Source organism: Streptomyces sp. NPDC030840 (assembly GCF_055572015.1).
Window position 1 is genome coordinate 336,564 of record NZ_JBVIEE010000009.1, and the last position, 26,651, is coordinate 363,214.

At 71.6% G+C, this 26,651-nt stretch carries 23 protein-coding genes and 1 pseudogene; 14 read left to right on the top strand and 10 right to left on the bottom strand.

The window, feature by feature from the left end:
• Positions 1 to 2: 2 nt before the first annotated feature.
• From ACZ49J_RS21955 to ACZ49J_RS21975, 5 genes are all read left to right on the top strand, one after another.
• Complete coding sequence (locus tag ACZ49J_RS21955; protein ID WP_467450191.1) at positions 3 to 1,853, top strand: non-ribosomal peptide synthetase; 1,851 nt, start codon at positions 3 to 5, stop codon at positions 1,851 to 1,853.
• Positions 1,846 to 3,291 (top strand): condensation domain-containing protein, encoded by a 1,446-nt coding sequence (locus tag ACZ49J_RS21960; protein WP_467450192.1) that lies wholly within the window; start codon positions 1,846 to 1,848, stop codon positions 3,289 to 3,291. Before ACZ49J_RS21955 ends, ACZ49J_RS21960 begins: the two co-directional genes overlap by 8 nt.
• A gap of 57 nt (positions 3,292 to 3,348) precedes the next feature.
• Entirely contained in the window at positions 3,349 to 4,767 is a 1,419-nt protein-coding gene (locus ACZ49J_RS21965; protein WP_467450194.1) for a serine hydroxymethyltransferase, read from the top strand.
• 14 nt (positions 4,768 to 4,781) lie between these two features.
• Positions 4,782 to 7,241, top strand: a complete 2,460-nt coding sequence (locus ACZ49J_RS21970) for a non-ribosomal peptide synthetase (RefSeq protein WP_467450195.1) — start codon at positions 4,782 to 4,784, stop codon at positions 7,239 to 7,241.
• An 85-nt stretch (positions 7,242 to 7,326) separates the two neighbouring features.
• Positions 7,327 to 8,529 carry an MFS transporter gene (locus ACZ49J_RS21975; RefSeq protein ID WP_467450196.1) on the top strand — a complete coding sequence of 401 codons (1,203 nt, stop codon included), beginning with the start codon at positions 7,327 to 7,329 and terminating at the stop codon, positions 8,527 to 8,529.
• A gap of 304 nt (positions 8,530 to 8,833) precedes the next feature.
• Here the strand turns inward: ACZ49J_RS21975 and ACZ49J_RS21980 are convergent, their stop codons facing one another.
• A complete protein-coding gene (locus ACZ49J_RS21980) occupies positions 8,834 to 9,139 on the bottom strand; it encodes a hypothetical protein (RefSeq protein WP_467450198.1) in 306 nt (101 codons plus the stop codon).
• Between the two features lie 126 nt (positions 9,140 to 9,265).
• Between ACZ49J_RS21980 and ACZ49J_RS21985 the strand changes: the two genes are divergently transcribed.
• Entirely contained in the window at positions 9,266 to 10,306 is a 1,041-nt protein-coding gene (locus tag ACZ49J_RS21985) for a YihY/virulence factor BrkB family protein (protein WP_467450200.1), read from the top strand.
• A 41-nt stretch (positions 10,307 to 10,347) separates the two neighbouring features.
• Here ACZ49J_RS21985 and ACZ49J_RS21990 read toward each other — a convergent pair whose 3' ends face one another.
• Positions 10,348 to 11,628 (bottom strand): D-alanyl-D-alanine carboxypeptidase family protein, encoded by a 1,281-nt coding sequence (locus ACZ49J_RS21990; protein WP_467450201.1) that lies wholly within the window; start codon positions 11,626 to 11,628, stop codon positions 10,348 to 10,350.
• A gap of 205 nt (positions 11,629 to 11,833) precedes the next feature.
• Here ACZ49J_RS21990 and ACZ49J_RS21995 point away from each other — a divergent pair, with 205 nt between their 5' ends.
• The 4 genes from ACZ49J_RS21995 (at position 11,834) to ACZ49J_RS22010 (ending at position 15,760) form a co-directional block, all read left to right on the top strand.
• Positions 11,834 to 12,076, top strand: coding sequence for an SCO4848 family membrane protein (locus ACZ49J_RS21995; protein WP_467450203.1), 243 nt, complete (start codon positions 11,834 to 11,836; stop codon positions 12,074 to 12,076).
• A gap of 16 nt (positions 12,077 to 12,092) precedes the next feature.
• Complete coding sequence (locus ACZ49J_RS22000; RefSeq protein WP_467450204.1) at positions 12,093 to 13,430, top strand: metallophosphoesterase; 1,338 nt, start codon at positions 12,093 to 12,095, stop codon at positions 13,428 to 13,430.
• Between the two features lie 249 nt (positions 13,431 to 13,679).
• On the top strand, positions 13,680 to 15,236 hold the full coding sequence (locus tag ACZ49J_RS22005) for an ABC transporter substrate-binding protein (protein WP_467450206.1): 1,557 nt from the start codon (positions 13,680 to 13,682) through the stop codon (positions 15,234 to 15,236).
• A 116-nt stretch (positions 15,237 to 15,352) separates the two neighbouring features.
• Entirely contained in the window at positions 15,353 to 15,760 is a 408-nt protein-coding gene (locus ACZ49J_RS22010; RefSeq protein WP_467450207.1) for an ATP-binding protein, read from the top strand.
• A gap of 88 nt (positions 15,761 to 15,848) precedes the next feature.
• Here the strand turns inward: ACZ49J_RS22010 and ACZ49J_RS22015 are convergent, their stop codons facing one another.
• Positions 15,849 to 17,351, bottom strand: a complete 1,503-nt coding sequence (locus ACZ49J_RS22015) for a sensor histidine kinase (RefSeq protein WP_467450208.1) — start codon at positions 17,349 to 17,351, stop codon at positions 15,849 to 15,851.
• The gene (locus tag ACZ49J_RS22020; protein ID WP_467450209.1) at positions 17,348 to 18,055 is read right to left on the bottom strand and encodes a response regulator transcription factor; all 708 of its coding nucleotides are present in this window, start codon (positions 18,053 to 18,055) and stop codon (positions 17,348 to 17,350) included. The genes ACZ49J_RS22015 and ACZ49J_RS22020 overlap by 4 nt, the downstream gene beginning before the upstream one ends.
• A 167-nt stretch (positions 18,056 to 18,222) precedes the next feature.
• On the opposite strand from ACZ49J_RS22020, the gene ACZ49J_RS22025 reads away from it, so the two are divergent.
• A complete protein-coding gene (locus ACZ49J_RS22025) occupies positions 18,223 to 20,640 on the top strand; it encodes an MMPL family transporter (RefSeq protein WP_467450233.1) in 2,418 nt (805 codons plus the stop codon).
• Here the strand turns inward: ACZ49J_RS22025 and ACZ49J_RS22030 are convergent.
• The 4 genes from ACZ49J_RS22030 to ACZ49J_RS22045 form a co-directional block, all read right to left on the bottom strand.
• Positions 20,633 to 21,241, bottom strand: a complete 609-nt coding sequence (locus tag ACZ49J_RS22030) for a Uma2 family endonuclease (RefSeq protein ID WP_467450210.1) — start codon at positions 21,239 to 21,241, stop codon at positions 20,633 to 20,635. The two genes, ACZ49J_RS22025 and ACZ49J_RS22030, sit on opposite strands and share 8 nt — an antisense overlap.
• An 89-nt stretch (positions 21,242 to 21,330) precedes the next feature.
• On the bottom strand, positions 21,331 to 22,233 hold the full coding sequence (locus ACZ49J_RS22035) for a TetR/AcrR family transcriptional regulator (RefSeq protein WP_467450211.1): 903 nt from the start codon (positions 22,231 to 22,233) through the stop codon (positions 21,331 to 21,333).
• A 10-nt stretch (positions 22,234 to 22,243) separates the two neighbouring features.
• Positions 22,244 to 22,759 (bottom strand): thiol-disulfide oxidoreductase DCC family protein, encoded by a 516-nt coding sequence (locus ACZ49J_RS22040; RefSeq protein WP_467450213.1) that lies wholly within the window; start codon positions 22,757 to 22,759, stop codon positions 22,244 to 22,246.
• An 8-nt stretch (positions 22,760 to 22,767) separates the two neighbouring features.
• Positions 22,768 to 23,175: a hypothetical protein gene (locus tag ACZ49J_RS22045; RefSeq protein WP_467450214.1), complete on the bottom strand. Its 408-nt coding sequence runs from the start codon at positions 23,173 to 23,175 to the stop codon at positions 22,768 to 22,770.
• Between the two features lie 325 nt (positions 23,176 to 23,500).
• Here ACZ49J_RS22045 and ACZ49J_RS22050 point away from each other — a divergent pair, with 325 nt between their 5' ends.
• Positions 23,501 to 24,151: a Uma2 family endonuclease gene (locus tag ACZ49J_RS22050; RefSeq protein WP_467450215.1), complete on the top strand. Its 651-nt coding sequence runs from the start codon at positions 23,501 to 23,503 to the stop codon at positions 24,149 to 24,151.
• Between the two features lie 51 nt (positions 24,152 to 24,202).
• Here ACZ49J_RS22050 and ACZ49J_RS22055 read toward each other — a convergent pair.
• Both ACZ49J_RS22055 and ACZ49J_RS22060 read right to left on the bottom strand, forming a co-directional pair.
• Positions 24,203 to 24,382 (bottom strand): annotated as a pseudogene (locus ACZ49J_RS22055) (hypothetical protein); the annotation flags it as partial.
• Positions 24,383 to 24,577: 195 nt separating this feature from the next.
• A complete protein-coding gene (locus ACZ49J_RS22060) occupies positions 24,578 to 25,348 on the bottom strand; it encodes a transposase (protein WP_467450235.1) in 771 nt (256 codons plus the stop codon).
• 130 nt (positions 25,349 to 25,478) lie between these two features.
• On the opposite strand from ACZ49J_RS22060, the gene ACZ49J_RS22065 reads away from it, so the two are divergent.
• Together ACZ49J_RS22065 and ACZ49J_RS22070 are read left to right on the top strand one after the other, a co-directional pair.
• A complete protein-coding gene (locus tag ACZ49J_RS22065) occupies positions 25,479 to 25,823 on the top strand; it encodes a hypothetical protein (RefSeq protein WP_467450216.1) in 345 nt (114 codons plus the stop codon).
• Positions 25,824 to 26,030: 207 nt separating this feature from the next.
• The gene (locus ACZ49J_RS22070; protein WP_467450217.1) at positions 26,031 to 26,324 is read left to right on the top strand and encodes a hypothetical protein; all 294 of its coding nucleotides are present in this window, start codon (positions 26,031 to 26,033) and stop codon (positions 26,322 to 26,324) included.
• Positions 26,325 to 26,651 lie beyond the last annotated feature (327 nt).

Consider the following 26,651-nt stretch of genomic DNA (forward strand, 5'->3'; position numbering starts at 1 on the left):
CGATGACCAGCCTCACCCACCCCTCGCCGGGCGTGCTTCCCGTACGGCCCGAACCGTACGGCCTGTTGCACGACCTGGTCCGTGACCAGAGCCTGCGCACTCCGGACGCACCCGCCGTCACCGACAGCCGCACCACCCTCACCTACCGGCAGCTCCAGGAACGGGCCGACGCCACCGCCGAGTGGCTGGCCGACGCCGGCTGCGGTCCCGGCTCTCTGGTGGGCGTGGCCCTCCCCCGCGGCGCCGACGCACTGGTAACCGTCCTCGGGGTGCTGAACGCCGGTGCGGCGTACGTCCCCCTGGACCCGGGCTATCCCGCCGAGCGCCTGCGGGCGGTGCTGGAGGACGCCCGGCCACGGCTCCTCCTCGCCGCCGACCCCGAGGAGACCGCCCGGCTGCTGACCGGCGACGTACCCGTGGCAGGGATCGGCTCCCTCCCGGTGGCGCCGGCCGCGCACGCGGAACGCTCCGCGACGCGCCCGGCGCTCTCCCCGGAGTCGCCCGCCTACGTCATCCACACCTCGGGTTCCACGGGACGGCCCAAGGGCGTCGTCGTTCCGCACCGCGCCATTCGCTCCCGCGTGGTGTGGGAGACGGCCGCCTTCCCCAGCGGCCCGGGCGACAGCGTCCTGCACCGCACGTCCCTGGCCTTCGACATCTCCCTGCAGGAGATCTTCCCGCCGCTGGCCACCGGCGCCCGCGTCGTCGTCGCCGACGACGACGGACAGCGGGACCCGGCCCACCTGGTGCGCCTGCTCGCCCGGGAGCGGGTCACCACCCTGGCGCTGGTTCCGTCCCTGTTGCGTGCCCTGCTGGACGAGGACGAGGGGTTGCGGTCGTGCGAGCGTCTGCGCGAGGTGTTCTGCGGGGGCGAACGCCTGGACCGCTCCCTGCACGACCGGTTCCTGCGGCACGCGTCGGCGCGGCTGCACAACATGTACGGCCCGACCGAGTACGCGATCGACGCCACCTGGTGGACCTGCCGTCCGCTGCCCCCGGGCCAGGAGGTGCCGATCGGCTTCCCCCTGGACCGCACCGAACTGTACGTGCTGGACGACGTCCTCAGGCCCGTCGAGGACGGTCGGGCGGGCCAGCTGGCGGTGGCCGGCGACCAGCTCGCCCTCGGCTATCTGGGCGACACCGAGCTGACCGCCCGCCGTTTCCCCGTCGCCCCCTTCCGGCCCGGCTCCCGCATGTACCTCACCGGTGACGTGGTCCGCCGCCGTCCGGACGGAGCCCTGGAGTTCCTCGGCCGGCAGGACGACCAGATCAAGATCCGGGGCCACCGGATCGAGCTCGGCGAGGTCGAGGCGCACCTCATGGCGCTGCCTGGTGTACGGGCGGCGGCGGCCCGGGCCGTGGACGGTCCCGACGGGGACGGTGGCACGCTGATCGGCTACGTGGTGCCCGGCCCGGCAGGCGCCGATCCGCGCGCCCTGCGGCGGGAGCTGGCCGCGCGGGCACCCGCCCAGCTGGTCCCGGCGCACCTCATGGTCCTCGACGCCCTGCCGCTCGGCCCGACCGGAAAGGTCGACCGCTCGGCCCTGCCGCCGGTGCACGGCGACCAGGGGCAGGTCGGCCTCCCCGGCCCGCAGGACACGGCTGAGGGTCCCGCCGAGCCGGACGACGAGGCGACCCGAGCCGTCGTCGAGGTCTTCGAGGAGGTGTTGCGCCGCCCCTCGGTCGGACCGGACGACGACTTCTTCGACCTGGGCGGCAACTCGCTCCAGGCCGCCCGGCTCGTCAACCGGCTCCGCAGGCGGCTGGGCGAGGACCTCCCGTTGGCCGTGCTGTTCGAGGCGTCGACCCCCGCCGGCATCACGGCGGCGCTCCGGAGGCTCCACCATGGGTGACGCACACACCGCAGCCCCACCACCCCGGACCGGGGCGATCCCCCCGGACGCGGCGCCCCGTCCCGAACCTCCGGCCCCGGCCACCGCGCTCGGCCCGGCACCTGACGACACCGGTGCCCCGCGCCCGACCCGGCCCGATCCGGCAGGCCCCAGCTCCGCCGCGCCGCCCAAGGCGTCGACCGGGGAGCCCGCGACGGCGGCCGAGCGCCGGTTCTGGGCACTGGAGCACACCGCACGTGATCCGGCCGCCGCCATGACGTTCGGCAGATTCCGCCTCACGGGGCCGGTGGACCGGTCCGCCCTGCGGATCGCCCTGCGAGCCGTGCGCCAGCGGCACGAAGGCCTGCGCACCGCCTACACGGTGCACGAGGGGACTCTGCTGGCCCGGACGACGGACCGGCCTGCGGAACACGACCCGCTGGTACTTCCGTCAGGGACCGCGCCCGCCGAAGCCGTACGGATCCTGCGCTCCGGCCCCGCCCTCGACACCACCCGCGCCGACCTGCTGCGCTGGGCTCTCGTCCCCCTCCCCGAGGGCGCCGACCTCTATCTGGCCGTCCACCACATCGCCTTCGACGGCGCCTCCGGAGAGGTGCTCGCCGCCGATCTGGCCCAGGCGTACGCCGAGGCCCTCTCCGGCAGGTGCCCCCGGCCGGCCCCGGTACCCCGTCACCGTCCCAGGCCCCTGCCCCCGGATCTGCGGGCGGAGCACGAGGCGTACTGGAAGCAGGCCCTGTGCGGCCTGAGCGACCTGCCGGACGACGACCGCGGCCTGACCCGGCGCGATCTGCTGCGCGACACGCTCGTGGAACGGCCGGTCCGGCTCGGGGCCGAGGACACCGAGGCGCTGAGGGACGCCGCCAGGCTCGCCGCCACCTCCCCCTTCGCGGTACTCCTCGCCGCGTACGCGCGCGCCCTGTCGGCGCTGGCCGGGGCGCGGGACTTCGCGGTCGGGACCGCCGTCGCCGACCGCCGCGCCGGCACGGAGGAGGAAGTGGGGTGCCTCTTCACCATGGTTCCCGTCCCGGTCCGCGACCCGCTCGCCCCGGACTGCGTGCCGCGGCTGTGGCGGGCGGTCGTGGACTGCGTCGCCCATGCCGCACTGCCCCTGGAGGACATCGTCCGGGCCGCGGGCGCCGGGCGTGGCCGGCGCATGCCGCTGTACCAGGCGACGTTCCTGCTCCAGAGCTGGCCGCGCCGCGCCCACGGCGCGGGACCAGTCACCGTCCGCACCGTCCCCGTGCCGCCGTCCGCCCCGCAGGCGGAGGTCCTGCTGGAGCTGTACGACGACGGTCGCGGTCCCGTGCACGGCGTCCTCCAGGCGCCCTCTCGTTCCTTCTGGGCCGACCGGCTGACGACGCTGGCCGACCGCTGGCACCGGGAGGCACGGCGCGTCGCGGGCCTGTCGGACACCGACGTGCCACGGCCAGGCCCTTGACCTTCGCCCGACCCCCGACCCGCCGCACCCGTACCCCTCCGACTTCTGGGAACAGCCATGATCACCGGACGTACGCTTCCGACCCGGCCCCCGTCGACGGGACCGGCCGCCCCCGCACCGGCCGGCCCCACGCCGGGCGCCCACCGACAACTCCTCGACCGGGGCCTCGGCGCACTGCCGGACGACGACCCCGCCCTGGCCGGCCTGCTGGACGCCGAGGCCCGGTACCAGCAGGAGAACCTCGCCATGGTCGCCTACGCCAGCCTCGCCCACCCGTCCGTCCTGGCGGCGGCGGGCAGCGCCCTGTCCAACGTCACCGCCGAGGGCTACCCCGGCGCCCGCTACCACCCGGGCACCCGCTGGTTCGACGAGGTCGAACGCCTCGCGACCGAACGGGCGGCGGCGCTGTTCGGCGCCCGGTACGCGAACGTCCAGCCGCACTCGTGCTCCTCGGCGAACCTGAGCGTGCTGTTCACCCTGATGCGGCCCGGGGACACCCTGCTCGGTCTCGACCTCGACGCCGGCGGCCATCTCACCCACGGAGCGCCCGCCTCGGTGACCGGCCGCTGCTTCCACGCGGTGCACTACGGGCTGGGAGCCGACGGCCGTGTCGACCTGGGCCAGGTCGCCGACCTCGCCCGCAGGCACCGGCCCAAGGTCATCGTGGCCGGAGCCAGCGCCTACCCCCGCACCTGGGACTACGCCGCCTTCCGCGCCGTCGCCGACGAGGTGGGCGCCTACCTGCTGGCCGACATCTCACACATCGCCGGCCTGGTGGCGGCCGGAGCACACCCCAGTCCCGTCGACATCGCCCACGTCACCACCACGAGCACCTACAAACAGCTCGCCGGCCCGCGCGGCGGACTCATCCTGCTGGGAGCCGCGGCCGAGGAGACACCCGGCCCGGCCGGCCGCACCCCGCTCGCCGAACGCATCCAGCGCGGAGTCTTCCCGCGGACCCAGGGCACCCCGGACGCCGCCACCATCGCCGCCAAGGCGCGGGCCCTGGACCTGGCGGCGGAACCTCGCTTCACCGCGCTGGCCCACCGCATCAAGGCGAACGCGCGAGCCCTGGCCGACGCCTTGACGACCCGCGGCCACCGCCTGGTCAGCGGCGGCACCGACAACCACATGGTGCTGCTCGACCTGACCGGCGGCGCGGTGACCGGGGCCGCCGCCGAGCAGGCGCTCCAGGAGTGCGGAATCCTCGCCAACCGCAACCGCGTCCCGGGGGACACCCGGCCGCCCCTGGTCACCAGCGGACTGCGCCTGGGCACCAACATCCTCGCCCAGCGCGGGCTGGGCCCCTCCGACATGGCGGTCTGCGCGGACCTGGTCCACACGGTGGTGCGCGGCCTGCGGCTGCGGCGCGGTGAGGAGCACCGGCTGGATCCCGTGCTCCGCGACCGCGTGCGCGCCGTCGTGCGAGAGCTGTGCGACCGCTTTCCCGTGCCCCAGTACCCCGTCGCCCGCTGAGAAGGGACATCACCATGCGCCCCCTGCTGCTTCCGGTGCACGGCGACCCGGCGGACGCCCCGCCCGCATCCGGTGTCCCTTCCGTCCACCCCGTGCGCCTGCCGGCCGAGTGGCTGCGGCGCGCGCCCGATGCCGACGGCGTCCCCGGGGCGGCCGAGGCCGCGGCGGTCTGCGCGGCGGTGCTGGGTCGCTACGCGGACGCCGACACCGTCGTGCTGAACGTCCTGCCTCAGGGACCGGACGCCCGCCCCACGGCCGTACCCGTCGACCTCACGGGCAACCCCTCCTTCAACAGGCTGCTGGAGGACGTGCGTGCGGCGCTGCGATCCCCGCGAGGCCGCAGCGCCGGTCCCGAGGACGACGGCTCCGGCGACGCCGTGCCGGGCGCCGGTCTGCCGCCGGTCCAGGTGACAGCCTGTCAGGAGCAGGCCACCGGCGCCGTCGCGGCCCCCGGCCGGCTCACCCTCGCCGTCGCCGCCCCCGCCCACGGGCCCGAATCCGCCTGCCTCCACGCACCGTCCGGCACACTGCCCCCGGACGCCGCCGGAAGGCTCGCAGGCCACCTGGGCGTACTGGCGGCGGCTGCGGCCGCACGACCGGACAGGCCCGTGGCGACACTGCCCCTGCTGACCTCGGCCGAGGAACGGCTGATGCTGGTGGAGTGGAACCGTACGACCGCGGACCTGCCTCACGACCGCTGCCTGCACGAGCACTTCCAGGACCGGGCCGAGGCCCAGCCGGAGGCGGTCGCCGTGTGGGAAGGCGGCCGGCCCACCACCTTCGCCGAGCTCAACGGGCGCGCCAACCGGCTCGCTCGTCGGCTGGTGGACATCGGCGTGGCCCCCGGATCCGTGATCGGCGTCGCCCTTCCGCGCTCCGCCGACCTGCTGGTGTCCGTACTGGCGGTGCTGAAGGCCGGCGGCTGTTATCTGCCGATGGACCCCGCCTACCCGGCCGAGCGACTCGCCTTCCTGCGGCGCGACGGCCGCTGCGACGCGGTGCTCACGGACGCGGTCGTGGCCGGGACACTGCCCGACGGCCCCGGCCGCGTGCTCCGCGTCGACGACGCGGGCGGCGAGGCGGCCGAGCCGGCGGACGACCTGCCGCGCCGCGCCGGCCCGGACGACCTGTGCTACGTCATCCACACCTCGGGCTCCACCGGTGAGCCCAAGGGCATCGAGTTGCGGCACCGGGGCGTCGTCAACAACCTCACCGACCTCAACGACCGTTTCGGTGTCGGCCCCGGCGACACGCTCCTCGCCCTGTCCTCTCCGGGATTCGACATGTCCGTGTACGAGTTCCTGGGCATCACCATCGCCGGAGGGACCGTCGTGGTGCCCGACCCCGAGGGCCTGCGTCAGCCGGCGCACTGGGCGCGCCTGGCGCGCGCCCACGGGGTCACCGTGTGGAACTCGGCACCCGCCCTGCTGGAGTTGTTCGTCGAGCACGCCGAGCGCACCGGTCTGCGGCTACCGGATCTGCGGCTGGCGATGCTGGGGGGCGACTGGATAGGGGTCACCCTGCCCGACCGGCTGCGGGCGCTCGCTCCCCGCGTCCGGGTGGCCGCCCTCGGCGGAGCAACCGAGTCCTCCATCCACTCCACCCTCTACGAGGTGCCCCCCACGGGCCCGCCCGACTGGCCGAGCGTGCCGTACGGCCGCCCGCTGGCCAACCAGCGTCTGTACATCCTCGGTCCCGGCGGGCACCCCACCCCCGTCGGTGTGCCGGGAGAACTGCATCTCGCCGGGGTCGGGCTGGCCCGCGGCTACGCCCACCGCGGGGAACTGACGGCCGAACGGTTTTGGACGTGGCGTCACCCGGAGGTGGGTGAGGAGCGGCTCTACCGCACCGGCGACCTCGCCCGCTACCACTCCGACGGACTGGTGGAACTCCTCGGCAGGCTCGACTTCCAGGTGAAGATCAGTGGGGTCCGCGTCGAACTGGGGGAGATCGAGCACCACATGCGGCGGGTGCCCGGTGTACAGCAGGCGGTGGCGGTCGCGACCGGCGAGCGCTCGGGTCGGCAGCTCGTCGGATACGTCGTTCCGCAGCCCGGGCACCCGGTGCGCCCCGAGGCGGTCAGGGCGGAACTGGCCGCCCGGCTGCCCTCCGCCCTGGTCCCCGGCTCCGTCGTGGTCACCGACAGCCTCCCGCTCAGTCCCAACGGCAAGGTCGACCGGCGGCGGCTGACCGAAACACCTCCGGCCCCGACCGGCCCGTCCACCGCGCCGGAGCCGCCGCGCCACGACGGATACGCGGACCCGCAGGAGCGGCGCGTGGCGGAGGTGTGGGCCGACGTGCTGAACGTCCCCCGGCCGGGACCCGACGAGGACTTCTTCGCCCTGGGCGGTGACTCCTTCCGGGCGATCCGCGCCATGAGCGCCCTGGCGCCGGACCTGCCGCCGACCGAGTTGTTCCGCCACCCGACCGTCGGCGCGCTGGCCGCCCGGCTGCGCGCGGTGAGGCACCCGTGAAGGATGTCCGCGGGGGAACCCGGCGCTGTCACGGGCTGCGCAACGGGGTGCCCTCCAGGCCCCGTACGTGGAAAGGAGGGCTCTGTTGGGCACGGAGGTGACGGCGCGGCCGGTCGGCTACCGACAGGTGATGTCGGTGCCCGGATGGCGGCCGTGGGCGCTGACCACGCTGCTGAGCCGCATTCCCGACGCGATGGCCCCGCTGGCGCTGGTGCTGCTGGGCCATGAGACCGGGTCGTTCACCGTCGGAGGACTCGCCTCCGGCGCCCACGCGATCAGCGAGGCGGTCCTGGCGCCGTGGCTCGGTGTGCTCGCCGACCGTTGGCGCGGCCACCGCTATGTGCGGGTGGCTCTGGTGGTCCGCGCGGTCGCCTATGCCCTGCTGGCCGCCACCGCGACGGTCCTGCCCGCCGCGGGCCTGGTGCTGTTCGCGGGTGTGGCGGGCGGCATCGGAGCCGGGGTGCCCGGACAGCTGAGGGCGCTGCTGGCGCGGACGATGAACCCGCCGCTGCTGCATCCGGCGATGAGCCTGGACACCACGCTGCTGGAGTTGGCCTGGACGGTCGCACCGGTCGGTGTGTCCGTTCTGGTCGCCCTCGGAGACGCGCGGCTGGCCGTCGCCGCGATGGCCGTGCTGGCGGCCGCCGCCGCCCTCGCCTCACTGCGCCTGCCCGCCCCGGAATCCGGCGGCAGCGGCCTCACCGGTGGGCGGAAGTCGGGGGTGGCGCTCGGCCCGGTGCTGCTGCGTGCAGCCCTGCCCTCCCTCGTCCTGGGGGTGGTCGGCGGTTTCGCCGGCGGAGTCCTGGACACGGCACTGCCACCCGCCCTGCACGCCGCCGATTCGCCCGCCTCCCTTGCCGGGGTGCTGTTCACCGGTTACTCCATCACCAGTGTGGTGGGAGGCCTGGCCTTCGGACTGCGTCACTGGCCGGGCCGGATCCACCGTCAGGCGGCTCTGCTGCTCGCGGCGCTGTGCGTGGTGCTGATTCCGGCGGCGGTGGTGCCCAGCCTGCCGGTCATCGCGGTGAGTGTCGTGGCGGCGGGGCTGTTCGCCGCACCACAGCTCACCGCACGGTCACTGACCTTGCAGCGGGACCTGCCCGAGTCGGCTTGGAGCGCCGGTTTCTCCGCCCTGTATGCCGCCAACGGCGCCGGGTACGGCTTGGCCGGCTTCGCCGTCGCCGCCCTGCTTCCGCTGGGTGTGCACGTCGCCTTCGCCGCGCCCCTCGCCGTCTGCTTCGTCGCCGCCGTGATCGCCTACCTCCCTTCGGGGCCGGCCCGTTCGTGAGCGAGCGGCTTGCGCTGAACGCCTCGCACCGCTCCGTCGGTGCTTCGAACGTCCGGGCCCCAGCCCCCGGCACCCGGGCCCCACCGGCCCCCCGGACGGCCGGTGCACCGGCCGTCCGGGCCCGGACACCTCCCGGACCTGGACACGCGCGGGCCCGGGTGGCCGTCGGGCGGTCGTCGGGGCGGCTCTGGACGGGACGACGGTTCAGGGGGCCGCGTGCGTCACCGTGTCCAGGATCGCCTGGCCGATCGTGTCCCTGACCTCCTTCAAGTCGGTCAGCGGCATCGTGAGGGTGGCAGGAGCTTCAGGACCCGTGGCCGAGGCCCGAGGGCTCGGCGATGACCGCCTCGTGGAAGAGGGCCTGCTGCACCGCTGACACGAGGGCGGGCGTGGCGAAGCGCAGGCCGCTCATCGCGCCCTTGCCGACCAACTGGGCCACGCCCGGCGGAAGGTCGGCGGTGACGCCCTCCAAGTCGGTGCGCACCGCTGTGGCCAGGTCGGCGGCGTGGGCCGTGAAGTGCGGGTCCGTCCAGTGGTCCAGGGCCGCGGAGCCGGCCACGAAGGCCAGGTTGTGGCCGCGGAAGTGCCGTTGTGCTCCCCTGGGGTCCACTGAGCACTCATCGGTGAGCGGGCGTCCGTTTCGCACCGTGCTGACAGCCACTGTCCCGCGATTTGGGGGTACGCGGATAGAGGGCCTCCGGCATGAGGGCGGAGGCGAAGGGGGCAGAGTGGGATCATGGACTGGCTGAAGAAGCTCCCCGGGATCGGCCCCTGGATGGAGCGCCTGATGACCACACACGCGTGGCGGTCGTACGAGCGGCTGGACCGCGTGCACTGGACGCGGCTGGCCGCCGCCATGACCTTCATCAGCTTCCTCGCGCTCTTCCCGCTGCTGACCCTGAGCGCCGCCGTGGTCGCCGCGATATTCGGCAAGGAACAGCAACAGGAGCTCCAGTCCAAGATCACCGAGCAGGTGCCGGGGATCGCCGACCAGCTCGACGTCGGCACCCTCGTCGACAACGCGGGCACGATCGGGATCATCGCCGGCGCGTTCCTGCTGTTCACCGGCGTCGGCTGGGTCGGCGAGATGCGGGGCTGTCTGCGCGCGGTGTGGGAGAAGCCGGAGCCCGAGGAGAACCCGGTCCTGAGCAGGGCCAGGGACGCGGGCGTGCTCCTCGGCCTCGGTGGCGCGGTCGTGGTGACCCTCGCCGCCTCCACGGTGGCCTCGGCGCTGGTGGGCGGACTCGCCGACCAGCTCGGCATCGACCGGGACGGCTGGGGTGGCGCGCTGCTGAGGGCCGCCGCCTTCGCGATCGCCGTCCTCGCCGACTTCCTCGTCCTGCTGTACGTCCTGACCCTGCTGCCCGGCGTCCACCCCCCGCGCCGCCGCCTGATGGTGGCCGCACTGCTCGGCGCGGCCGGCTTCGAACTCCTGAAGCTGCTGCTCAGCGGCTACCTGCAGGGCATCGCCTCAAAGAGCATGTACGGCGCCTTCGGCGTCCCCATCGCCCTCCTCCTCTGGATCAACTTCACCTCGAAACTCCTCCTGTACTGCGCGTCCTGGACGGCAACGGGCAGCAAGGCGGTGGAACTGGTCGGTACGGATACGGGCGAGGACGAGCCCCGAAAGGGGCGCGGGGAACTGCGCGCCCAGCCACGGACGACCCGCACTGATCACACGACAGCAACCAGGCAGACGCGCTTTTGGGGGGCGCGGGGCTGGGGCACCGTGCGGCTCCGCCGCGGGGCGCGACCAGCCACAGACGACGCGCACTGACCGGACGACAGCAACCAGGCCCCCCGGCCCACCCGGCGGAGCTACCGGCGCCGCCTCATCAGCTCCGGCAACGGCCACCGCCGGTTCAGCAGAAACACCCCACCGGCCACCAGCGCGACCACACCCCCGGTGATCCCCAGAGCAACCCCGATCCCGCTGGACCCGCCGGAGGCGCCCGCGGCGACCGACTTGCCCCCCGTCGCCCCCGAGACGGGCGCGGCCCCGGACGGCGTGCCCCCCGGCTCCGAGCCGCCGCCGGTCTCCGCGCCCTTCGGCGGCACCAGCTCACCCACCGGCGTCACCTTGCCCGCGGCCTGGAAGCCCCAGTCGAACAGGCGGGCGGTCTCCTTGTAGACGGCGTTGTACTCCTCCTTCTCCGGATTCATGACCGTCACCAGCAGCACCCTGCCGTCTCGCTCGGCCACCCCCGTGAAGGTGGAGCCCGCGTTCGTCGTGTTGCCGTTCTTCACACCCGCGATGCCCTGGTACGCGTCGAGCCCCGTGTCACCGGTCAGCAGCCGGTTGGTGTTCTGGATCTCGAAGGACCCACGGGTCGTCTTGCCCTTCTTGTTCTTCCTGGTCTCGCCCGGGAACTTGGCCCGCACGGTCGAGCAGTACTCGCGGAAGTCCTTCTTCTGCAGGCCCGACCGGGCGATGAGCGTCAGGTCGTACGCCGACGACACCTGTCCCTTCGCGTCGTAGCCGTCCGGGCTGACCACGTTCGTGTCGAGGGCCTGGAGCTCCTCGGCGTGGGCGTTCATGTCCTTGACGGTCTGCTCGACACCGCCGTTCATCGCGGACAGCACACGCACCGCGTCGTTGCCCGAGCGAAGGAAGACGCCGAGCCACAGGTCGTGGACCGAGTACGTCTCGTCCTCCTTTATGCCGACCATGCTGGAGCCCGCGCCGATGCCGGCGAGGTCGGAGGGCACGACCTTGTGCTTCTCGTCCTTGTTGAACTTCGGCAGCACCGTGTCCGCGAAGAGCATCTTCAGCGTGCTCGCCGGCGCGAGCCGCCAGTGCGCGTTGTGGGCGGCGAGAACGTCGCCCGACTCTGCGTCGGCGACGATCCAGGAGCGCGCCGTGATGTCCTTCGGCAGGACCGGCGCGCCGGTGCCGAGCTCGGCCTGGGTGCCCGGCATGCCGAGCCGTTCGCCGCCGACCGTCGACATCCCCGCCGGGGGTGTCGCCGACGGCGACGTGCTGGGCGAAGGCTTCCCGGGTGCGGCCAACGCGGCCGGAGCGGCCGTCAGCGACAGGGACAACGACAGGGCGGAGGCGACGAGCAGGGGTCGCGCGGCGGTCTTCATGGAGGCGGGCACGACCGAGAAAGTACATGGCCCCGACCGGTAACTCCTACCGCTGCCCCCACCCACCCGGCGAACCCGAGCCACCGGAGGCGATACTGGGCCCATGCTGTGCCCATCCGGGGGACGCTGTGTCCCATGGCTGCTGCGCAGTGGGCCTGCCCCCCGGCCGGTTGCCTCGGCTCCGGATGCCCAGCGTGTTGAAGAGAGGTTTCTTTTTGTGAAGCTCAGCCGCCCCCTCTCCTGGTTCCTGCTCGCCTTCGGGGTGTGGAGCTGGGTCATCTGGATCACTTTCGTCAAAAACCTCTGGAAGGACGGCAGCGGGCTCGCGTTCGACGACGCGGGTGATCCGACGGCGTACTTCTGGGTGCACCTGACGCTCGCCGTCGTCTCCTTTGTCCTTGGGACGGCCATCGGCCTCATCGGGTTGCGCGGACTGCGCGCACTGCGCGCCACGTCATAGCGGGGAGTGCGGCGGAATGGTGATTCTCTTCATACTGGCGGCGCTGGCCGTCCTTGCGGCCTTCGGTGTCCTGCACTGGTACGCGTGGCGCCGTCTGGTGCGGGACACGACACGCGGGCCCGGAACCGCCCGCCGTGTGGGCGCGGCGGTGTTCGCCGCCGGGCCGGTGCTGCTGTTCGCGGCGTTCGGGGCCGAGCGCGGTGGTGCCCCCTTCTGGCTCCAGCAGGTGCTGGGCTGGCCGGGCTTCCTGTGGCTGGCGCTGTCGCTGTACCTGCTGCTGGCGCTGCTGGCGGGAGAGCTCGTACGCCCGCTCCTGCGGCGCCTGGTGGAGCGGCGCGCTCCGGCGGTCGCGCCCGCCGGAGCGACGGAGCCGGTGCCGGTGCGGGAGGCCGAGCCCGTCCCGGCCGGCTCGCAGCCCGCGGAACCCGCCGACCCCCCGGCTCCCGCCGACCCCCCGGCTCCCGCGGACCCCATGGCATCCGGTTCGGACCCGGCCCCCGCCGCCACCCCGGACCCGGCCCCCGCAGACCCCTCCCGGCGCCTGTTCGTCTCGCGCGTAATCGGCGGAGCCGTGGCCGCCGCAGCGGTCGGCACCGTCGGGTACGGCACGTACGGCGTCGTGCGCGGCCCCAAGGTGAAGCGGGTCACCGTGCCGCTGGCCAAACTGCCGCGCGCGGCCCACGGGTTCAGGATCGCCGTGGTCAGCGACATCCACCTCGGGCCGATGCTGGGCCGTGGCTTCGCCCAGAAGGTCGTGGACACGATCAACGGCACGCAGCCCGACCTCATCGCGGTCGTCGGTGACCTGGTGGACGGCTCCGTCGAGGACCTGGGCCCGGCGGCGGCCCCGTTGGCGCAGCTGACGGCCCGCCACGGGGCGTACTTCGTCACCGGCAACCACGAGTACTTCTCGGGCGCCGGGCCATGGGTCGAGGAGGTGGGGCGGCTGGGTCTCGACCCGCTGGAGAACGCGCGCCGTGAGCTGCCCCACTTCGACCTCGCGGGCGTCAACGACGTGGCGGGCGAGGACGAGGGCCAGGGACCGGACTTCACCAGGGCGCTGGGCGACCGGGACACCTCGCGGGCCGTCGTCCTCCTCGCGCACCAGCCGGTCCAGGTCCACGAGGCCGTCGACCACGGCGTGGACCTCCAGCTGTCCGGTCACACCCACGGTGGCCAGATGTGGCCCATGAACTTCGTCGCGGCCGCCGCCAACCCGACCCTCGCGGGCCTCGAACGCCACGGCGACACCCAGCTGTACGTCACCCGTGGGGCGGGCGCCTGGGGGCCTCCGGTGCGCGTGGGAGCCCCGTCGGACATCACGGTGGTGGAGCTGGCCTCGAAGCAGGCCTGAGCGCCCTGCGGATCCCCTCCGTGGACCCTGCCCGGCACCTCTGCGGGTCGGCTGCGGGCCGACCGCGGGCCAACCACGGGCCGGCTGTTGGCCAGCTGTGGGCCGGCTGTGAAATCCGGCGAAACGGCCGATGGTAAGAGCTTTCCTCAGGTATCCGGAATGCTCTTCCGCCGGCCGAAACGCGTGTGGTTGGGTGAGCCGCGCCACGACTGGTGGCTTGTGCGATGAGGGCCTTGGGAGGGCACACCGATGCGCTCGGTTCGCATGCGGATTCTCGCGATGCTGGCCGTCCTGGCGGCCGCGGCCGTGGGCGCCTGGCAGATGCTGCCGGCCGGGAAGGGCGGGGGCCGCACGATCACCGTGGGGACGACGGACGCCGTGACGGCCCTCGACCCGGCGGGCGCGTACGACGCCGGGTCATGGGCGTTGTTCAGCAACGTCTTCCAGTCACTCATGACCTTCGACCCCGGCGGCGCGACCCCGGTGCCCGACGCCGCGAAGAGCTGTGAGTTCGTGGGCAGCGGCCTGACCACGTACCGCTGCACCGTACGCGACGGCCTGAGGTTCCCCAGCGGACGGACCATGACCGGCGAGGACGTGAAGTACTCCTTCGACCGCGTCAAACGCATCAACTCCGACGTGGGCCCCGCCGCCCTGCTCAGCACCCTGCGGTCGGTCGACGCCGACGGGCAGACCGTCACCTTCCACCTGTCCACCGCGGACGCCACGTTCCCCTTCAAGGTGGCCACCGGCGCCGGGGCGATCGTCGACCACACCAAGTACCCCGCGCGCACGGTACGCACCGACAGCGGCACCGACGGCACGGGGCCGTACGTCTTGAAGTCGTACACGAAGAAGAAGGAGGCCGTGCTCGAACCGAACGGGAAGTACAAGGGCGCCGTCAAGGACACCGGCCGGCCCGTGACCCTGCGCTACTACAAGGACTCCGAGGCACTGAACAAGGCATGGAAGGCGAAGGACATCGATGTCGCCTCCCGCGAGCTGCCCCCGTCGGTGGTCGCCGAACTGTCACCGAGCGACCCGAACCGGCGCGTCTCCGAGTCCGACAGCGCCGAGACCCGCGACCTCGTCCTGAACGTCCGCGGGAACTCGCCGCTGCACGATCGCCGCGTACGCCAGGCCGTCGCCGCTCTCGTCGACCGCGAGAAGCTCGTCAGCGACGTCTACAAGGGCACCACCGACTCGCTCTACTCGCTCATCCCGGTCGGCATCACGGGCCACACCACCCCGTTCTTCGACATGTACCCCGAGCCGGACCCCGAGCGGGCCCGCGCACTGCTCACCGAGGCCGGAGTGAAACTGCCCGTGCGCTTCACCTACGGGTACGCCACAGGCAGCGGATCCACGGCCGAGGAGGCCGCCGAGCTGAAGAGGCAGCTGGAGGCGAGCGGACTGTTCAAGGTGACCACCAAGGCGTACGAGTGGACCGACTTCCAGGAGCGGTACGCCCAGGGGAAGCTGGACGCGTACGCCGTCGGCTGGGTCGCCGACTTCCCCGACGCCGACAACTTCAGCGGACCCCTCGTCGGCACCGGCGGCAGCATGAAGAACGGCTACAGCAACAAGGCCGTCGACCGGCTGATCAAGGACAGCAGGCGCTACGGGGACCGCAGCCGGGCCACACGGGACTTCCGCGACATCCAGGAGGCCGTGGCCCAGGACGTACCGCTGATCCCGCTGTGGCAGCAGAAGGAGTACGTGCTGAGCACCGAGGACGTCGGCGGCGGTCAGTACCTCTCCGACGGAACCGGCGTCTTCCGGCTCTGGCAGCTGAACTGGATCTGACAGCCGCCGTGTGACACCTCATGGCGACGCGTGGTGTGACATTCGCTGAAGTGACACCCTGTTCGCCCACCACGCAGCACCATGTGACGAAGGTGCGGTCGGGGTGAGGAGCAAACGTGTTGAGACGCGATTCCTTCCGGCTGCCCCGGCATCCCGCGTCCGTCGGACTCGCCCGGCGCCGGGCCCGGGCCCATCTCGCCGACTGGGGACACGGCGACGGCGACGCCGCCCTGGAGGACGCCGTGCTCCTCGTCTCCGAGCTGGCGACCAACGTGGTGCGCCACGGGCCCCTGCTGGAGCGGGAGTTCGAGGTCGCGGTGACCGCGCTCGCCGACGGCTCGTGCTTCATAGAGGTCTCCGACGAGGGCGGAGTGCCGCCCCGGGTGAGGGAGGCCGGTGAGTGGGACGAGTCCGGGCGGGGGCTGTTCCTGGTGCAGCACATCGCTTCGGCGTGGGGGGTGTGGAACCGGGGGCGGCACGGGCAGACGGTGTGGGCGCTTGTCGCTCCGCTCGGGGGGCCGTGACGCCTACGGGGGTGGGTGGTTCCTGTTCGTTGGCGGGTGCGGGTTCGTTGTGGCTGGTCGCGCCCACGCGGCGGAGCCGCAAATCGACTCAGCCCCGCGCCCCTGGGGTGGGGAGGGTGATCGTTGCCTTCAAGCCCTTGCCCGGAGCTGTGTGCACCTCTACATCGCCTCCGTGGGCTCGTACCACCCCCTGCACGATCGCCAATCCCAATCCGCTGCCCGTGCCGCCTCCCGTGCGGAAGAAGCGGTCGAAGACGCGGCACGCGTCCTCCTCCGTCAGGCCCGGGCCCTCGTCGGCGACGCACAGGCGTACGGCGCCGTCGGCGCGCTCCACACTCAGCAGGACCGGGACGTCGGCGGGGGTGTGCGCGCGGACGTTGCCCACGAGGTTGCCCAGCACCTGGCGCAGGCCCGACTCGTCGGCGTGGACGAGGAGGGTGCCGTCGGCGTGGACGGTCACCGGGCGGTCGGGCTGCTGGGCCCGCAGGTCCTCGGCGGCGTCACGGACCAGGCGGGTCAGGTCGACGTTCCTGAGCCGGAGTTCGGGGTGCTGGTCGAGGCGGGCGAGGGTGAGCAGCTCGTCGACGAGGCGGCCCATGCGGTCGGCCTCGCCGGTCATCCGGTCCCAGGCGCGTTTCCGCTCGGCCGGTTCGCGCAGCATCCCCTTGTCGTACAGCTGGAGGTAGCCCCGGATCGCGGACAGCGGTGTGCGCAGCTCGTGCGAGGCGTCGGCGACGAAACGGCGCAGCTGGGCGGCGCTGCGCTCGCGCGTCCGGTACGCCGACTCGACCTGCTGGAGCATGGAGTTGAGGGCGAGCCGCAGCTGTTCGACCTCCTCTGTCGGTTCGCTGCTGGAGGGGACGCGCCGGGTCAGATCGCCCTCGGCGATCGCCGACGAGGTCTCCACCATGTCCTCCAGGGGCCGCATGCGGCGGCTGACGCTGATCATCGTCAGGCAGGCGAGCAGGGCCAGCAGCAGCGCGCCGAAGGCGAGGTCTAGCCTGATGGCCTTGGTGAGGACGTCGTGCAGGGCCTTGGTCGAGGTGGCGAGCAGGACGGTCGTACCGTCGCCGAGCCGGGCCGCGGTGACCCGGTAGGGGGCGCCCCGCACCCTGACGTCGTGCGGTTCGTCGTCCTCGACCAGGGCGTCAGGGTCGTCCACGGCGGCGGCGAGCGCGCGCTGCTGGGCGGTCGGCGCGAAACCGGCGACCGTGAGGGGCCTGCCCTTGTCGTCCAGGGCCGCGAAGACCGCGCCCCGCACGAGGGAGTCGGTGTCCTCGGCGGAGCGGGCGGGCGACATCTTGTCGCTGAGGGCGACCAGGGCGCCCAGCGCGTCCACCTGCTCCATGCTGATCCGCGCCTCGCCGATCGAACCACGCGTCGACATCAGCTCCGTGTCGACGCTGTCGAGCAGGTACAGCCGCATGCCCACCACGCTCACAGCGGTAGCGACCGCGATGCCCAGGGCGAGCAGCCCCACGTTCGCCAGCGTGAGCTTGCCGCGCAGGGAGTGGATGCCGCGACGACAGCGGAAACGGGCGAGGAGCCGGCCGAGGGGGCGGGCGCGGGAACCGGCGGGGCCCGCGCTCATGCCAGCCCGTATCCCACGCCCCGCCGGGTGGTGATCACCGGCGGCCCGAGCGTGTCGAGCTTGCGGCGCAGATAGCTGATGTAGGTCTCGACGACGGTCGACTCGGCCGGCGCGTGCTCGTACTGCCAGACGTGGCGCAGGAGTTGCTCCTTCGGCACGATTCGGCCGCCGTTGCGCACCAGGAACCTCAGCAGCGCGTACTCGGTGGGCGTCAGCTCCACCGTGCGGCCGGCGCGGTGCACGGAGTACGTCGTCTCGTCCAGCTCCAGGTCGCCGTAGCGCAGGGGCGGGCGCTGGGGGAGGACGTCGGCGCGTCGCGTACGGCGCAGGACGGCGGTGATCCGGGCGACGACCTCGTCGATGTTGAACGGCTTGGTGATGTAGTCGTCGCCGAAGCCGAGGGCGCCCACGATCTCGGTGGGGGCGTCCCGCGCGGTCAGGAACACCAGCGCCAGCTCCGGCTGCCTCACCCGCAGTTCACGGCCCAGGGCCCGGCCGTCGCCGTCGGGGAGCATCACGTCCAGCAGGGCCGCGTCGGGCCGGGTGCGCTCGGCGAGGGCGAGCGCCTCACGGACGGTACCCGCGGTCATCACCTCGAAGCGGTGGTAGCGCAGGGCGATGGCGAGGACGTCCGCGATGCTCTCCTCGTCCTCCACGACAAGGACGGTGGCTCCCACGGATCCGGCCCCCTCGTTTCCGGTCATGTCCCCAGTATCGTCACGGCGATCCCGCAGGGGGACAGCTCCCGCTTTGGAGTTCCTTGAGAGTCATGGCCGGTTCGTGTCCCCGCGTGCGTGCCGCCGCCCATGCTGTTGCCTCGGACCTGGGGGACCAATCGACCGCCGTACGAGGAGAGTTGATCGTGGCGACATTGGCACGGTGGTGCTATCGGCACCGGCTGGTGGTCCTGTTGTTGTGGGTGGGGGCACTGTTCGGTCTGGGCGCGGCGGGTTCGGCCGCCGGAACGGACTACGCGAACGTCTTCTCCCTCCCGGACACGGACTCCAAGCGCGCGTACGACCTGATGGAGAAGGCCTTCCCCGAGAGCGCGGGCGACACCGACACGGTGGTGTGGAAGGTGGACGGGACAGACGGCGGATCGGTACGGGACGAGTCCGTACGGTCCCGGATCGAGCCCGCGCTGAAGGAGATCGGCGCGATGAAGGGCGTCGGGGAGGTCACGAGCCCGTACGCGGACGGGGGAGCCGCGCAGATCAGCCGGGACGGGCGGATCGCGTACGCGCAGGTGACGTTCACCGAGCAGGCGAACGGCGTCCCCAAGGAGCTGATCGAGGACGTCGTCGACACGGCCCAGGGCGCCGAACGGGCCGGTCTGCGGGTGGAGTTGGGCGGCCAGGCGATCGCCCGCACCCAGGAGCCCCCGCAGGGCCTGGCCGAACTGGTCGGCATCCTCGCGGCGGCCGTCGTCCTCTTCCTCGCCTTCGGCTCGCTCTTCGCGATGCTGCTGCCGATCGTGGTGGCGATCGCGGGCGTCGGCACCGGCATGATGGCGACGTCGCTGCTCAGCCATGTCACGGACGTGCCCGAAGTGGCCCCGCTGCTGGGCTCGTTGATCGGTCTGGGCGTCGGCATCGACTACGCGCTGTTCATCGTCACCCGGCACCGGCGCGGCATCCTGCGCGGGATGAAGCCCGAGGACGCGGCGGTGACGGCGCTCAACACCTCGGGACGTGCCGTGCTGTTCGCCGGCGGCACGGTGTGCATCGCGCTCGCCGGCATGCTGGTGATGAACATGCGGTTCCTGGACGGCGTCGTCGTCGCGACCTCGCTGACCGTGGTGCTGAGCGTGCTCGCGGCCGTCACGCTGCTGCCCGCCCTGCTGGGGCTGCTCGGCATGCGCGTGCTCAGCCGCGGGCAGCGGCGCCGGCTGGCCGCGACGGGACCCGAGCCCGACGAGGCGAGCGGTCTCGCGGCACGCTGGTCGGCGTACGTGCAGCGGCGCCCGCGCTCGGTCGCGGCGGCGGCTGTGGTCGTCATGGCCGTCCTCGCCATCCCCGTCCTGTCGCTCCGGCTCGGCGCCACCGACCAGGGCAACCACCAGGAGTCCACGACGACGCGGCAGGCGTACGACCTGCTCGCCGAGGGGTTCGGCCCCGGCTTCAACGGGCCGCTCCAGGTGGTCGTGGACGGCTCGGCGCCCGAGAAGCTGATCACCACCATCGAGAGGACCGAGGGAGTGGCTCAGGTGGCCGCCCTCCCGCCCGCGAACGGCGTCTCGGTGATCCAGGTGGTGCCGACGACGTCACCGCAGTCCGAGAAGACGGACCAGCTGATCGACCGCCTGCGGGACGAGGTGATCCCGCGGTCCGGGGCCGAGGCCCACGTGGGTGGGGTGACGGCGGTCTTCAAGGACTTCGCGGCGGTGACCGGCGACCGGCTGCCGTACTTCGTCGCGGCGATCATCACGCTCGGCTTCCTGCTCCTGCTGGTGGCCTTCCGCTCCCTGGTGGTCCCACTGACGGCCGCGCTGATGAACCTCGTCGCGGCGGCCGCGTCCTTCGGCGTACTGGTGGCGGTCTTCCAGTGGGGCTGGGGCGCGGAACTGCTCGGCCTCGGCAAAGAGGGCCCGATCACGGCGTTCCTCCCGGTCATCATGCTGTCGCTGCTCTTCGGCCTCTCGATGGACTACCAGGTGTTCCTGGTGAGCCGGATGCACGAGGAATGGGTCCACACGAAGGACAACGCGCGGGCCGTGCGCGTGGGCCTCGCCGAGACGAGCCGGGTCATCAACTGCGCGGCTCTGATCATGATCTGCGTGTTCTCGGCCTTCGTCCTCAGCGGCGACATGGAGGGCGCGATGGCGGGCATCGGCCTGGCGGCGGCGGTCGCCCTGGACGCGTTCATCCTCCGTACGGCGCTGGTCCCCGCGGCGATGCACCTGCTGGGCAGGGCGAACTGGTGGCTGCCGGCCGGGCTGGAGAAGCGGCTGCCGCACCTTGCGGTGGAGCCGAGGGAGGAGGCCTCCGGGGCCGAGGTCCCGTCACCACGCGGGCCCGCTTCCGTGATCCACGGTTTCGTCCGCACCCAGGAGGGCGAGCCGGTGGAGGGCGCGGCGGTGACGCTCCTGACGAAGGGCGGGCGTCAGCTGGACCGGGTGACGTCGCTGGCGGACGGGTCGTACATCGTGGCGGTGCCGGGGGCGGGGGAGTACCTGCTGGCGACGGCGGCTGACGGGCTGGGCTCGCGGGCGCGGTCCGTGGAGGTGGCGGAGGGGCCGTTGGTGGTCGACGTGGAGGTGGCCGAAGGAGAGGTGGACGTGGTCAATTAGCCTTCGGCTCACCGGCTTTGAGGATCTCGTCGACGTTCAGGGTGACCTGGCCGCCGATGCCCGAGGGCAGGGTGACGATCTCGCCGGGGGAGTGCGGGCGGTGGTTCTCGTACTCCACCCCGGCGGGTTCGGTCAGCACGTGGAGGCGCTGGTGCTTGCGGTCGACGATGACGTACACCGGGATCTTCGCGCTGGCGTAGGCCTTGACCTTGTCGCGCAGATCGGTCCGGTAGTTGCTGGAGGTGACCTCCAGGGCCAAGCGGAAGCAGACGGGGTCGTAGCAGTTGTTCTCGACGTGGTGGTCGCGGTAGTCGGCGTCGACCACGGAGAGGTCGGGAATCGCGTAGTCCTCGGTGCCGGTTGGCAGCCAGAGACCGATGCCCTGGACAACCTTCGACTCCTCCCCGTGGAGACCGGAGGCCACGAAAGGCAGCATGAGGTCGGTCAGGACTACGGCGTGCGGGCCGTCGGGCGGCGGGGACACGAGGATCTGGCCTCCGATGATCTCGACGCGGTAGCCCGGATTGCGGTCCATGAGCCGGTTGGCTTCCGCGATCAGCGGACGGTCTCCATGGGGCCGCTCGACGGATGCTGCGGACATCACGTGCCTCCCGTGGGCTGGTGTCGAGAGCATCATCGTAGGCAGGCGGGGTGCCAGGTGTCCCCTTCGACCGCTTCACCCGAAAGTGATCACCTCGCCCGCCTCTTGCCCCCGGGATCAGGCAGGACCCTCGTCATCCCCGGCAGAAAGTCCGTGAACAGCTCGTGCACCTCATGGACCAGCGGCCGCAGCACCCGGAACCGGGCCAGCGAGACCCCCCGGGTCGTGAGCCGGGCCCCCCGCTCGGCGAGCCGGTAGCTCCGCTCACGCCCCTCCGTCCGGTCGAACACCCAGTACAGCACCAGCCCCATCTGGGACAGCCACATCAGCTCGGGCAGCACTTCCCGGAGCTCCTCCGGCACCTTGGCCTTCGACCCGGCCAGCACCTCCCGGTGGAGGGCGATGGCCTCCTCCCGCGGCTTCTCCGACTCGGCCGAGAAGGGGCTGAGCGGGCTGTCCGGATCGGCCGCGTTCTTGAAGAACTGCGCGGCGAACTCGTGGTACGGCTCCGCCACGTCCAGCCAGGCCTTGAGCACCCCGGCTATCCGCGCCTCCAGATCCTTCTCGCGCGCCAGCACCGGCCCGGCCGCCGTCAGGTGCTCCTCGCCGATCCGGTCGTAGAACCCCTGGATCAGGTGCTCCTTGCCGGCGAAGTAGTAATAGGCGTTGCCGACGGAGACCCCCGCCTCCTTCGCGATGGCCCGCATCGTCGTCTTGTCGTACCCGCGCTCCTGGAAGAGCCGCAGCGCGGTCTCCAGGATGAGCGCGCGGGTCTGCTCGGACTTGGCGGGACCCTTGGCGGACGTACGGTCCGCTGCGGAGCCGGAGCCGGAGCCGGAGCCGGAGCCGGAGTCCTCTGGCCGGCCCGAGCCGTCTCGCGGGCCGGGACTCTCTGCCGGGCCCGAGCCCTCCGCGGGGCCGGAGCTCGGGCCGAGGTCGTCTTCGGGCCGGGGGTCGTGGGCCGCGTCGGCCGCTTCGGGAACTGCTGGCACGGAACAGAGCCTAACGAGTCGCGCACGAACCGCTGTCGCAGGCGGGTGGGGTGTACGTCCACCCGTACCGCGGATCGTAGGACCAGCCCTCACGATGCCTGTACGCGCTCCCGCCCCACTGGCTGTCGGTGTGCGCCGCCCGCCACTTGGCCGCGGCCAGGACGGCACCCTTGGCCAGCACCGCCCCGGCGGGGGTGCTCAGCCGGTGGGCGAGCGGCCGCTGCTCCCGCAGGGCCCACAGACACACGACCCAGGCGGCCGGCCCGCGGTACACCTGTCCCGCGTCGCCCACGACGGTGATCTCCTCCAGGGCGGCCCGGTGATCGAGCGAGGGGAAGCGCTGCCGGGCCTCCTCACTCCCCGCCGCCACGAACTCCAGCGGCACCAACTGCCGCTGCCGGCCCAGCCACTCCCTCACGAAGCGGCACAGCGAGCACTGGGCGTCGTACAGCACGGTGAGCCCGCGGACCGGGACGCGGGCGGCGTCCCGGTCGCGTACGGCGACGGCTTCCATCGGCGTCGTCATCGGTGCCGTCACGCCCCGGCCGCCGGGGCGACCCAGTCCTGCGGCGCGACGGGCGGCACCTGCTCCCGCTCCATGAGCCCCCGCCGCCGGATCTTGTTCAGCACGAACACGTTGCCGAGGTGCAGCACACCGAGCACGAGCAGGACCACGCCGAGCTTCGTCGAGACCGCCTCGAAGACCCCGCGCGCGTCGGCGACCGCTCCGTCCTGGTTCAGATAGAGGGCCACGAACCCCAGATTGACGAGGTAGAAGCCGACGACCAGCAGGTGGTTGACGGCATCGGCGAGCTTCTCGTTCCCGCGCAGCACATCGCCGAGGAAGATCCGCCCGTTGCGGCTCAGCGTCCGCGCCACCCAGACGGTCAGCCCCACGCTGACCAGCAGGTAGATGACGTATGCGACGACCGTGAGGTCCATGTCCCGACCCTTTCTTGAACACGTTCAAAAGGTTCTTGGGGGAACCGTACTCCTGTTTTTGAACACGTTCAAGGGAGAGTTGTCCGGAGGTGGTGAGGGCCGGGCGGGCCGTACGCCTCGCGGGCTGACATGGCGTCAGGTAAGACCCGCGCCCGTGGAGGCCGAAGTGACACGCGGGGATCGCGCCCGGTGGGTGAGCGACCAGCCGAATCGCGCACACGCACGAGTCTCGTTCAAGCGCCCCATTGGGTGGTCGCTCGTACAGCTGACGGCTCAGGCGTTCCGGCTGGGGCCACAGGCGTGACTCCGTCCCATGGGAGCAATCATGAGCGCCGCATCCGAGAGCAGGCCGGACGGTCGACTCGACGACGAGCCGGAGTACCGCTGGCCCATCCCGCCCCCCGAGGGCTGGACCGCGGACGACCTCGACCGGATTCCGGGCCTCCCGCCGCACACGGAGTTGATCGACGGGAGTCTCGTCTTCATGAGTCCGCAGACCGCCTTCCGTGCGCGTTGCATGCGTCTGGTGGAGAACACTCTGCTCGCACAGGCCCCGGAGCATCTCGACGTCATGCGGGAGATGACCATCAGGCTCGACATGAAGAACCGGCCGGAGCCAGATGTCCTGGTCTTCCCGCTGGAGGCGAACACGGGGCCCAAGCAGACCTGGTACAAGCCGGAGGACGTCGTCCTCGCCGTCGAAGTGGTCTCCGCCGACTCGCGCGAACGCGACCGCGAGGTCAAGCCTCGCAAGTACGCCGCGGTCGGCGTGCCCCACTTCTGGCGCATCGAGGAGGACGAGGACAAGGGCCTCCCTGTCGTCTACGTCTACGAACTCGATCCGGCCACCAAGTCCTACGCCCTCACCGGCATCTTCCACGACCGCCTCAAGCTCACGGTGCCCTTCGACATCGAGATCGACCTGACGGCCATCAACCGGCGACCGAGGACCGCGCCGGAACCGGAGCAGGGCTGACACGGCACAGGGCCGACCCCACGACACGGTCGGCCCTGCCACGAGGCGCCCTCAGCCGATGGCGGTCCGCGTCCGCCAGTAGCTCCTGGCGCCGATGATCTCCGTACCGGACCCCGGCAGCGCCGTCCTCCCGCCCGCGTAGAAGCGGACGGAACCGCCGGAGCGCACGGCCCAGATGTCGGGGATGCCATCGCCGTTGGCGTCCGGGGTGCCGATCAGCAGCGGCACGTTCAATGCGGGTACTGTGATCGGTCGCCTATCGGACGATGCTGGTGGGCTGCCCACGACGTGGTATCGAGTTGTCCAAGACAAGTACGGCGGCGTAATCACAATGCACCCTATTCCGAAGCTGGCAGTGCCTAAGACTTGTCCCGTAAATGATCTACGGTCTGGTCGAGGTGCAGCCTTCCGCGCTGTACTGGCTCGTCATCTGACGAGGGTGAGGTTGTGCAGCCGGGCGATCCCGAGCATGGCGTGATGGACGCCGTCGCCTTTCAGGCGGCAGTCGCGCAGGATCTTCCAGGTCTTCATGCGGGCGAGGGCATGCTCGACGCGGGCGCGGACTTGCTTATGGGACTTGTTGTGGTCTTGCTTCCAGGCGGGTAGTTCGTCGTCCTTGCTGCGGCGGCGGTGCGGGATGATCAGTCCGGTGCCGCGGTAGCCGCCGTCAGCGATCGTGGTGGTCTTTCCAACGGCTGCCTTCGCGCCGGACTCGGCCCAGGCGCGGCAGTCGTTGCGGTTGCCCGGCAGCGGTCGGCCGACCACGACGATAAGGCGGCTGTCGGCGTCGATGACCACCTGATGGTTGGTGGAATATCGGTAGTTCTTCGATTGCTCGGCGATTTTGTGGTCGCGTGTGGGCACCAGGGTGCCGTCCACGATCAGCACGGTGCCTTTGCTGAACCGCTTGCGCGGCTGGAGCGCGAGCTTCGGTCCGAGGTGGTCGATGACCCGGTCGGCCGCCGACTTCGAGATCCCGAACTGCGGCGCCAACTGCCGTAACGTCAGGTTCGTTCGCCAGTACGCGGCCACCAGCAGCAGCCGATCCTCCAGCGGGAGCTTCCAGGGCCGGCCCCGCCCCCGCGCGTGGGCGCCCTCACGGCGCAGCGTGGTCACCAGCACGCTGAAAGCGCGGGGGCTCAGCCCGCTGAACGGGGTTATCCAGGAGGGTTCCGACGTCGTGATCACACCTGCCACCAGCAAGATCATCGCACCGCAAGATCACTTGCAGGGAATTGGCTCGTGGGCACATGGCAGACTCATCCTGCAGGGTGCGGCCGGGCGCAAGCACCCTCGGTCAGTCCAGTCGCCGGGGCAGGGAGGACTCATGGGCGGGAACGATCCGCACATCCACGTTCAGTCGAAGGTGGTCCACGGCGATGCCGCTACCCGCAACGTGTTGGCATCCACGTTTGGTCTGGCCGGTGACCTGCCGAGCCTTGCCACTACTGGATGCGGGCTGCAGGTGCCGTATGCGATGACCTCTCCTCGCCCGGATCGTGTCACCTGCCTTGCCTGCCGTGAGCACGCACGGCGCGAGCACCTGCGCTTCTCGGAGGAGGTTGAACGCCTGAGCCGCATGGCTGGATCGACCATCAGCCCTGCCCAAGGGAGGCTGGCCGCAGACAAGCACCGCGACCTTGCGCAAAGGTTTTCCGACGCGGAGGGCTGAGCCCGTAGCTGGGGCAACGGCTGACACGACCCTATGCGCGGCATCGCCTACTGCACGACCTGACTCTGGCCTGGCTACCAACCCACCAAGACCCGGCACCCAGACAACGGCCAGCCCGAACACCCTACGGGACAGCCCTTAGGTGATTGTTCGTGGGGTCGGCTCGGTCTTTGCGAGCCGACCCCACGGAATAGAGTGGGAGTTGCAATGGGCCTTGCGGTCTACATTGAAGATCAGAATCATCAGCGGGTGCATGCAGGTAGGGAGGCTGAGGTCTACCTCGAAGCGATCTTGCCGCACGTTGATGCTGATTCCCTTCTGGCGGGAGTTCATCTTCATGGTGACACAATGTTCAACTCCCCTCAATTGATGCGGGTAATGGGTGAAATTGACCTCTTGATTGAGCGAAATTTCGACGCAAAGAGCGATGCGGTAGAATTCAAGTCGATTCTAGACGGGGTGGTCAGGCGTAGAGGTTATCTGTGGATCTCCGGTGATTGACTTGACTCGATCCCTGCGAGCTATCCCGTTCGCCAGTGCCGCGCCCGCAAAGGATGAGTGGCGAGATGTGCGGCAGGGTCGACTTTCCCTGTCGTCGGAGAATTAAAGGTGATCAACTCCGAACCGTCGGAGGTTCGCGCCATTCTCGCGCTGGCTGGGCGTGAGCCTCGTTGCCCCGATGCCACGCCTACTTCGCTAGGTGACAGAAGTAAACTGAAGCCCCGTCAGGTGCGCTTCGGTTCTAGTGGTCCTCGCAACACCCCAGTTAGGGGTGCGATGGACTTCGAGATCCGCAAGGTTCGCAAGGCTCAGGGGCCTGTGAAGCTC